Genomic DNA, 8,498 nt, shown 5'->3' on the forward strand with positions numbered 1-8,498 from the left:
GGCGGGGTGTCTAACTCGCCCGATGTCGTAGTAACGAAGTCCACCGTCCCCGCGCTCGACGCGCAGGAGATCGACGCGGCCATCGAGCGAATTCAGCACGTCATTGCGGCGACGCCCCTGCAGTACAGCGATCGTCTTTCGGCGTTGACCGGGGCACACGTGTATCTCAAGCGTGAGGACCTCCAGGGCGTTCGTTCGTACAAGATTCGTGGCGCGTACAACCTGATCGCTCAGCTCAACGAGGCCGAACGCGGTGCCGGCGTAGTGACTGCCAGTGCCGGTAACCATGCGCAGGGTGTTGCTTTCGCGTGCCGAACGATGCAGATCAAGGGTCGGATCTACGTTCCGGCCAATACCCCCAAGCAGAAGCGTGATCGCATCCGCGCGCACGGTGGAGCGTTTGTCGAACTGTTCATGATCGGTGAGACCTATGACGCCGCCGCTGCTGCGGCCGCGGAGGACGTAGCCGAAACCGGCGCAACCATGGTTCCGCCGTTCGACGACGTGCGCACCGCTGCGGGGCAAGGAACCATTGCAGCGGAGATTCTCACGCAATTGGACGCCCCTCTCGACACGATCGTCGTGCCGGTCGGCGGCGGCGGTTGCATTGCGGGCATCGCCACCTACCTGCACGAACGGTCGCCGAAGACGTCGATCGTCGGGATCGAGCCGTCCGGTGCGGCGTCAATGACGGCCGCTCTTGTTGCCGGGGGCCCGGTGACTCTTCCCGACGTCGATCCATTTGTCGACGGAGCAGCGGTCAAGAGGATCGGCGATGTTCCCTACGAGGTCGTCTCACGTCTGGGTGCCGCCGTGGTGTCGCACGCGTCGTTGCCGCTCGTGGCTCGTCAACTTCAGACACGGTCCGGTTCGGGATCGTTTGTCGTCAATCAGATCGACGAGGGCGCTATCTGCACGGCGATGCTCGAGCTGTATCAGAGCGAGGGCATCATCGCCGAACCCGCGGGAGCGCTTTCCGTTGCGGCACTTCAGAATTTGACGTTCGAGCCGGGTTCGACCGTCGTGTGCCTGATCTCCGGTGGCAACAACGACGTCTCTCGTTACGGCGAAATCCTCGAGCGTTCGCTCGTTCACCTCGGGCTCAAGCACTACTTCCTGGTCGACTTTCCGCAGGAACCGGGAGCGCTCCGTCGCTTCCTCTCGGACGTGCTCGGGCCGGACGACGACATCGCGCTGTTCGAGTACGTCAAGCGAAACAATCGCGAGACGGGTGCCGCGTTGGTGGGTATCGAACTCGGTTCCGCCGACGGTTTGGCGGCGTTACTCGAGCGGATGGAGCGCGCGCCGATGCAGTCCGAGAGGCTCGAGCCGGGAAGCCCGGCGTACCGCTATCTGACGTAAGGGACGCCCCCGGTCAGGGCCGCAGTCGCTCGACCACCTGTCGATGCAGTTCGGGATCCGGCTGGGGGAGCCCGAGCATGGCCGCCAGATACAGGCCGTCGCCGACGAGTCGGATGATCTCGGCCTGCACAGGGTCGGCGATCTCGGTCTGAAGGCCCTTGTCCCAGCTCCGCATCACATGTGTGACGGCCTTCTGGATTTCGTCGTGTTGTCCGTCGACTGTTCTCAGTGCCGCGATGATCGACCGGAAGAGTGAGAGTTCTTCGCTTTCGTTCGCATCGGGGATCTGCAGATAGAACTCGGTGACCGTCGTACCGCCTGCTACGGCGTCTTCGAGTTGCTGATCCGAGCGTTCTCCGAGTCTGCGGACCATCGCCGCGAGCAGTGCTTCCTTGCTGGGGAAGTGATAGAGAAGTCCGCCCTTGGAAACCCCGGCTTCGGCGGCAACGCCTTCGAGCGTGACTTGGGCGACGCCGCTGACCAGCAGCAGCTTCTCCAGTGCGTCGAGAATTCGATCGCGAGTGTCGGCAGCCATGTGATGTGACCCTACCCGGAAATAACTTTACCGCTCGGACGGTTCACTGTTACCGTAGACCTACTGTACCGGCTGGACGGTGCAGTGAAGTCTTTTCGAAAGAACTCAGAGAAAGTCGCAGGGGAGCAATGTCAGTGTCGGCAGATCACACGTCTGCAATCAATCCCGACGAGGTTCGGGCGACAAAGCGTGACTGGGCGGGCTTGATAGTCCTTGCCTTTGCTGTGTTGCTCATCGCAGTCGACGGCACGGTGCTCGATCTTGCGCTTCCGTTCATCAGCGCCGACCTCGAACCGAGCAGCACGCAGTTGCTGTGGATCATCGACGTCTATTCGTTCGTGCTCGCCGGTCTGCTCATCACCATGGGTACGCTCGGCGACCGGATCGGTAGGCGAAAACTGCTCCTGATCGGCGCAGTCGGCTTCGGTCTCGCCTCGATCATCGCCGCTCTCGCTGTCAGTCCCGAGATGCTCATTGCCGCCCGCGTGCTGCAGGGTATTTCCGGTGCAACGCTGATGCCGGCCACCCTCGGTCTAATCCGCACGATCTTCGTCAACCCGCGTCAGCGCACCGAGGCGATCGGTGTCTGGGGCGCGATGGCCGGTGGCGGTACCGCGGCCGGCCCGTTGGTCGGTGGTTGGTTGCTCGAGCACTTCTGGTGGGGTTCGGTCTTCTTGATCAACATTCCGGTCATGATCGCGCTGGTTGTACTCGGCCCGATCCTGATCCCGGAGTCGAAGGACCCCAATCCGGGTCGATTCGACCTCATCAGCGCTGGTCTGTCGATGGCGACCATGTTGCCGCTGGTGTACGCGGTCAAGGAATCCGTGGTGCACGGCGTCAGCATCACGTTGCTGGTGATCGGCCTCGTTGGTCTCGCGGCGGGTTACGTGTTCGCGCGTCGTCAGCGGATGCTGAAGGATCCGATGTTGGATCTGAAGCTGTTTGCCAACGCGTCGTTCTCCACCGCCGTCATCACCAACCTGCTCTCGATCTTCGCGCTGGCAGGTGTCCTGTTCTTCGGCTCGCAGTACCTGCAGTTGGTGCTGGGTAACTCGGCGCTCGACGCCGGCCTGCTGATGCTCCCGGGTATGTTGCTCAGCGCATTCACCGCGGTTGCGGCGGCCTGGTTGATTCGCCGGTGGTCGGTGTCTCACGTGCTCAGCGCGGGCCTCGCGGTTGCCGGTATCGGTGCTGCGATGCTGCTCGCGCTCGGCGTCGACAGCGGCCCGTTGATGTTCGTGATCGGCTTCGGTCTGGCCGGTGCTGGTGTCGGTGTCGCGTTGACGTTGACATCGGATCTCGTGGTCAGCTCGGTGGAACCCGAACGCGCCGGCGCTGCGTCCGCTGTGTCGGAGACCGCGTACGAACTCGGCATCGCGCTCGGCGTGGCGATCCTGGGCAGCGTGGTGATGGCGATCTTCCGCAAGGGAATCGACACCTCGATGCTCGAAGCAGATCAGGCGCACGCTGCACAGGGCACGCTCGGCGGTGCCCTGCAGGAAGCAACGTACCTACCTGGTGAACTCGGTTCGGTGCTTGCCGATTCCGCGAAGTCGGCGTTTGTCGACGGTATGCACGTTGCTGCCGGTGCAACAGCTTTGGTTCTGTTCGTCAGTGCCGCATTGGTGTTGCGGATGCTGCGGAGTACACCAGAGAACGCGAAGCGTTAATACCGGAATCTCGAGAGTTAGTCAGCTTTCGAGTACGACGAACGAGTGCCCCGGCACCACTGTTGCGGACGCGGTCTCGTCCTGTGTCGGCGGATCCCACCAGAGGATGGGGGTTCCGCCGGCCGGGACCGAGGCCGCGTCCGTTCCCAGATTGCACACGATCTGTAATGCGCCGCGGCGCAGGGTGATCCACTGGTCGTCCTCGTTGTAGTCGACGTGCAGGTGCCCCAGCCAAGGGTCGGTGATCTCGATTCGCTTCCTGCGCAGGGCAAGTAGATCGCGATAGCAGGCCAGGACGCGAGCGCGTGTCTCGTCGTCTCGCTCGTCCCAGTCCAGTTTCGATCGCAGAAATGTCTGTGGGTCTTGCGGATCCGGAATGTCGTCACTGTTCCAGCCGTGCGCCGCGAACTCCGCTTTGCGGCCTTTGGCAGTGGCCTCGCCGAGTTCCGGTTCCGGATGCGAGGTGAAGAACTGGAACGGAGTGGTCGCTCCCCATTCCTCGCCCATGAACAGCATCGGCGTGTACGGCGAGAGCAGGACCAGCGCCGCCTTGATCGCCAATTGTCCTGGCGTCAGATAGGCGCTCGGGCGGTCCCCGATCGCGCGGTTGCCGATCTGATCGTGGGTGCACGTGTATGCGAGCAGGGCGCTGGCGGGCTGATGCGTGATGTCGATCGGCCGGCCGTGAACCCGTCCACGGAACGAGGAATACGTTCCGGCGTGGAAGAAACCGCGCCGCAATGTATTTGCAAGGGATTCCAAGGATCCGAAGTCGGCGTAATAACCCTGGCGTTCGCCGGACACGGCCGTGTGAATGGTGTGGTGGATGTCGTCGTCCCACTGCGCGTCCAAGCCGAACCCGCCGGCCGCTCGTGGCGTGATCAGAGTGGCGTCGTTGAGATCGCTTTCGGCGATCAACGTGAGCGGTCGACCCAGATGAGCCGACAGTGTTTCCGTTCGGACGGCGAGTTCCTCGAGGATGTGCGTTGCGGTGTGATCGACCAACGCGTGGACGGCGTCGAGGCGTAGACCGTCGATGTGGAAATCGCGCATCCATCGCAGGGCATTCCCGATGATGTACTCGCGAACCTCGCCCGACTGCGGACCGCCGATGTTGATCGTTCGGCCCCAGGTGTTCGCTCCATCGGCAATGTAGGGGCCGAACTTTTCGAGGTAGTTGCCCGACGGGCCCAGGTGGTTGTAGACCACGTCAAGAATCACGCCGAGTCCGCGTTCGTGGGCCGCATTCACCAAGCGTTGCAATCCGTCCGGGCCACCGTAGATCTCGTGGACCGTGTACCAGAGCACACCGTCGTAGCCCCAGTTGTGAGTTCCGTTGAAGCCGTTGACCGGCATGATTTCCACGAAGCCGACGCCGAGGTCTACCAGGTGATCGAGACGTTCGATCGCGGCGTCGAATGTTCCTTCGGGGGTGAACGTTCCGATGTGCAGTTCGTAGACCGATGATCCTGGGAGTTGTCGTCCGGTCCACTGAGAGTCGGTCCAGGACGCCTCGTCGAGTTGGTGCAGTTGGGAGCGGAGATGCACGCCTTCGGGCTGGCGTGGTGAACGCGGATCCGGGAGTGTTTCACCGTCGACGACAAAGCCGTAGCGAGCGCGGTTGTCGCAGTCGACCTCGGCGCGCCACCACCCGTCGTCGGTCCGGTCCATCTCGTGCGTGATGCCGTCGACTTCGACCCGGACCGATTCCGGTGTTGGCGCCCAGACCTCGAATGTATGCACACGATCAGCATGCCTTGTTCGGCCGGATGTGGCAGCCCGGCGGGCTGGTTCCGTCGTCAAGGACTGTTTCTATCCGCAGGTGTTGCCGGACGGTGCAGACAGCGTGATCAGTTTCGGAGCGGGGGCGCTGCAGCATCCGCCCTCGGCTTTCCCTGTGTCGGTTTCTGCTGTGTCAGGTTCGTCGAAAATGCCTGCGCCGCCGCAGACTCCGGTCTCCGGAAGGACCAACTCGACGCGGGCCGCTGCTTCGTGATCGCCGGCGAGCTCGGCTGCGATGCTGCGAACCTGCTCGTAGCCGGTCATCGCCAGGAAGGTGGGTGCTCGGCCGTAGCTTTTCATTCCAGCCAAGTACACCCCCGGCTCCGGATGGCGAAGCTCCTTCGCGCCATGCGGGTAAACGGTGCCGCACGAGTGGACGTTCGGGTCGATCAGCGGAGCAAGCTCGACCGGTGCTTGTAAGACCGGGTCGAGGCCGAGTCGAATTTCCGAGAGCCAGGACAGATCGGGGCGGAAGCCGGTCAGCGTTATGACGTTGTCCACGTTCTCGATGCGATCACCCGCATCGGAGGCGAGTATGAGTTGTCCCGAAGGGGTAGTTGTCACCTCTGCGGTGCGGAAGCCGGTGACGACTCTCAACAGGCCATCCTCGACGGCCTTCTTTGCACGCAAGCCCAGGGCGCCGCGCGCGGGCAGTTCGTCAGCGTCGCCGCCTCCGAATGCAGAGCCGATGTTTCCTCGGCGGACCGCCCAGGTGATGCGGGTGCTCGGAGCCTGCTCCGCCAACCCTGACAGCGCAACGATCGCCGTCAGCGCGGAGTGGCCACTACCTGCGATGACGGTGTGCGTTCCGGCGAACTGTGCCCGCACTGCCGGATCGTCGAGATCAGGAACCCGGTACCGGATCGCAGTACCCACAGCGCCTTCGCCGAGTGCAGGAAGACCTTCACCACCGAGCGGGTTGGGGGTGCCCCAGGTGCCGGACGCATCCACAACGGCCTGGGCGAACATCCGATCCTCGGTTCCGTCCCGGCGCCGCAGGTGAATCGAGAGGGGTTCGCTGTCGCGTCCGGCGTCGACGACCAGGTCACGTCCGCGTCGAGCTACGCCGATCACCTCGGTGTCGAACTGGACCAGGTCGGCGAGGGCCGAGGCGAGTGGTTCGAGGTAGAGCTCGCGCCATTGCCGGCCGGTCGGATAGGTCTGCCCGTCGGGTGAGCTCCATCCATTCTGGTCGAGGAGTCGCCGCGCGGCGGGGGAGACGAGTTCGGACCACCGGGAGAACAGTCGAACGTGATTCCACTCGGAGATCGCAGCACCGGCTATGGTTCCGCGCTCGAATACAAGGGGTGTGAGTCCGCGCTCGCGCAGTTCTGCTGCGGCTGCCAGGCCGATCGGGCCGGCCCCGATCACGACAACGGGTAGGGGGTTCATTTTCGTGCCTTTCATCGACGATTATCGATCTACGGGGAACAGTATCGACGATCATCAATGTAGGCAACCATCGACAGCTGTCGATATAGTGGAGAGATGACTTCGCTGCAGACTCCGACGGTGCGAGTCGGAGATTCGGACTCGGATCAGATCCGTTCTTCCGTCCTCGCGCAGGGCGATGCCGATACCTACGCGCAGTGGTTCGCCTGCCTTGCCGAGCCGATGCGCGTCCGATTGCTTCACCGGGTAGCGAGCGCGGTCGGTGGTATTACCGTCGGAGCGCTCGCCGAGGCGTTGGGGATCGGGCAACCGACGGTGTCGCACCACCTGCGCAAGCTTGCCGATGTGGGTTTTGTGACCATGCGTAAGGAAGGGACGAGCACGGTCGTCGCGATGAGTCCGACGTGTTGCGTTGCCTTGCCGCAGGCGGCGGATGTGGTGATGGGAGTCCTTGCTCCGCGTCCGTGCTGCCCGAGTGATCTGCCCGACGATGTCTCTGTCCGGGCCATGATCGACGACGACTGGGATGCGGTTCGCCGTATTTACGGCGAGGGTATCGACACCCGAAATGCCACCTTTGCCGCTGAGGTCCCCTCGCGTGAGCATCTCCACGAACGGTGGCTGCCGCAGCATCGATGGGTGGCGACTGTCGGGGGTGTTGTTGTCGGATGGGCTGCGTTGAGTCCGGTTTCCGAGCGTGACTGCTACCGCGGGGTTGCCGAGAACTCCGTGTACGTTGCGGACGGCATGCGTGGTCGTGGCGTCGGAAAGGCGTTGTTGCGCAAGCAAGTCATGGCCGCCGACGCCGACGGACTCTGGACTCTGCAGACGTCGATGTTCCCGGAGAACCGTGCCTCCATCTCGCTCCATCATTCGGCCGGGTTTCGAACGGTCGGCCTTCGCGAGAAGATCGCCGAACTCGACGGCGTGTGGCGCGACACTGTTCTGCTCGAGCGTCGAACGGCGATCGCCGAGGGATGAGTCCGGGATCCGGCTGACCGGATGCCCGATTGCGCGTTGATTCGATATCTGCCAATATCGAAGAATGTCGAATCAAGAGCTGCCGGACTCCGAGGCTTGCTGCACCCCGCTCGTTCGTGAACCGTTGACCGAGGATTGGGCCGGCGACTTGTCTCGGATGTTCAAGGCCCTCGGCGATCCGGTTCGTCTCCGCTTGCTCAGCTTGGTGGCAAGTCACGAGGGTGGTGAAGCCTGCGTCTGCGACATCTCCGACTCGTTCGACTTGTCTCAGCCGACTATCTCGCATCACCTGAAGGTGTTGCGCCAGGCCGGGCTGCTCGATTGTGAACGACGCGGGACCTGGGTGTACTACTGGGTTATTCCGGCTGCGCTGCAACAGCTTTCCGCCGTTCTGCTGGTAGAAGGTGCGAGCGTGAGTGCCGTGGACGCTTGCGCTGAGGTCACCGCATGAGCAACACCGCTGCCACCACCGAACACCCCGAAGTCGTCGGAAAACTCTCCACCCTCGACCGCTATCTGGCGGTCTGGATCGGCGTGGCCATGGTCGTCGGCCTGCTGGTTGGACGCTGGATCCCCGGTGTGAACACTGCCCTGGACAAGGTGCAGATCGACGGCATCTCGCTACCGATCGCCCTCGGTCTGCTGATCATGATGTACCCGGTCCTGGCGAAGGTCCGCTACGACCGCCTCGACACAGTCACCGGGGACAAGAAACTCCTCGCCGGCTCCCTGTTCCTGAACTGGGTTCTCGGCCCGGCGCTGATGTTCGCCCT

General features: G+C 63.1%; 7 protein-coding genes and 1 pseudogene. 5 read left to right on the plus strand and 3 right to left on the minus strand.

Annotation, left to right across the window (positions count from 1 at the left end; all coding sequences use genetic code 11):
• The first annotated feature begins 6 nt into the window (after positions 1–6).
• On the plus strand, positions 7–1,362 hold the full coding sequence (gene ilvA, locus AC1Q6C_RS27855) for a threonine ammonia-lyase IlvA (RefSeq protein WP_007733150.1): 1,356 nt from the start codon (positions 7–9) through the stop codon (positions 1,360–1,362).
• 13 nt (positions 1,363–1,375) lie between these two features.
• On the opposite strand, the gene AC1Q6C_RS27860 is transcribed toward ilvA, so the two are convergent.
• Complete coding sequence (locus AC1Q6C_RS27860; RefSeq protein ID WP_007733148.1) at positions 1,376–1,897, minus strand: TetR/AcrR family transcriptional regulator; 522 nt, start codon at positions 1,895–1,897, stop codon at positions 1,376–1,378.
• 128 nt (positions 1,898–2,025) lie between these two features.
• Between AC1Q6C_RS27860 and AC1Q6C_RS27865 the strand changes: the two genes are divergently transcribed.
• Positions 2,026–3,570, plus strand: coding sequence for an MFS transporter (locus tag AC1Q6C_RS27865; RefSeq protein WP_230358782.1), 1,545 nt, complete (start codon positions 2,026–2,028; stop codon positions 3,568–3,570).
• Between the two features lie 21 nt (positions 3,571–3,591).
• On the opposite strand, the gene treZ is transcribed toward AC1Q6C_RS27865, so the two are convergent.
• Together treZ and AC1Q6C_RS27875 are read right to left on the minus strand one after the other, a co-directional pair.
• Positions 3,592–5,313, minus strand: coding sequence for a malto-oligosyltrehalose trehalohydrolase (gene treZ, locus AC1Q6C_RS27870; RefSeq protein ID WP_030537019.1), 1,722 nt, complete (start codon positions 5,311–5,313; stop codon positions 3,592–3,594).
• 69 nt (positions 5,314–5,382) lie between these two features.
• Complete coding sequence (locus tag AC1Q6C_RS27875) at positions 5,383–6,744, minus strand: NAD(P)-binding domain-containing protein (protein WP_125051238.1); 1,362 nt, start codon at positions 6,742–6,744, stop codon at positions 5,383–5,385.
• A gap of 96 nt (positions 6,745–6,840) precedes the next feature.
• Here AC1Q6C_RS27875 and AC1Q6C_RS27880 point away from each other — a divergent pair, with 96 nt between their 5' ends.
• The 3 genes and pseudogenes from AC1Q6C_RS27880 to AC1Q6C_RS27890 all read left to right on the plus strand — a co-directional run.
• A complete protein-coding gene (locus AC1Q6C_RS27880) occupies positions 6,841–7,725 on the plus strand; it encodes a helix-turn-helix domain-containing GNAT family N-acetyltransferase (protein WP_050655317.1) in 885 nt (294 codons plus the stop codon).
• Between the two features lie 64 nt (positions 7,726–7,789).
• Entirely contained in the window at positions 7,790–8,176 is a 387-nt protein-coding gene (locus tag AC1Q6C_RS27885; RefSeq protein ID WP_047270115.1) for an ArsR/SmtB family transcription factor, read from the plus strand.
• Positions 8,173–8,498 (plus strand): annotated as a pseudogene (locus tag AC1Q6C_RS27890) (ACR3 family arsenite efflux transporter); the annotation flags it as partial. The gene AC1Q6C_RS27885 and the pseudogene AC1Q6C_RS27890, both read left to right, overlap by 4 nt.

Source organism: Rhodococcus sp. MT28 (assembly GCF_058792695.1).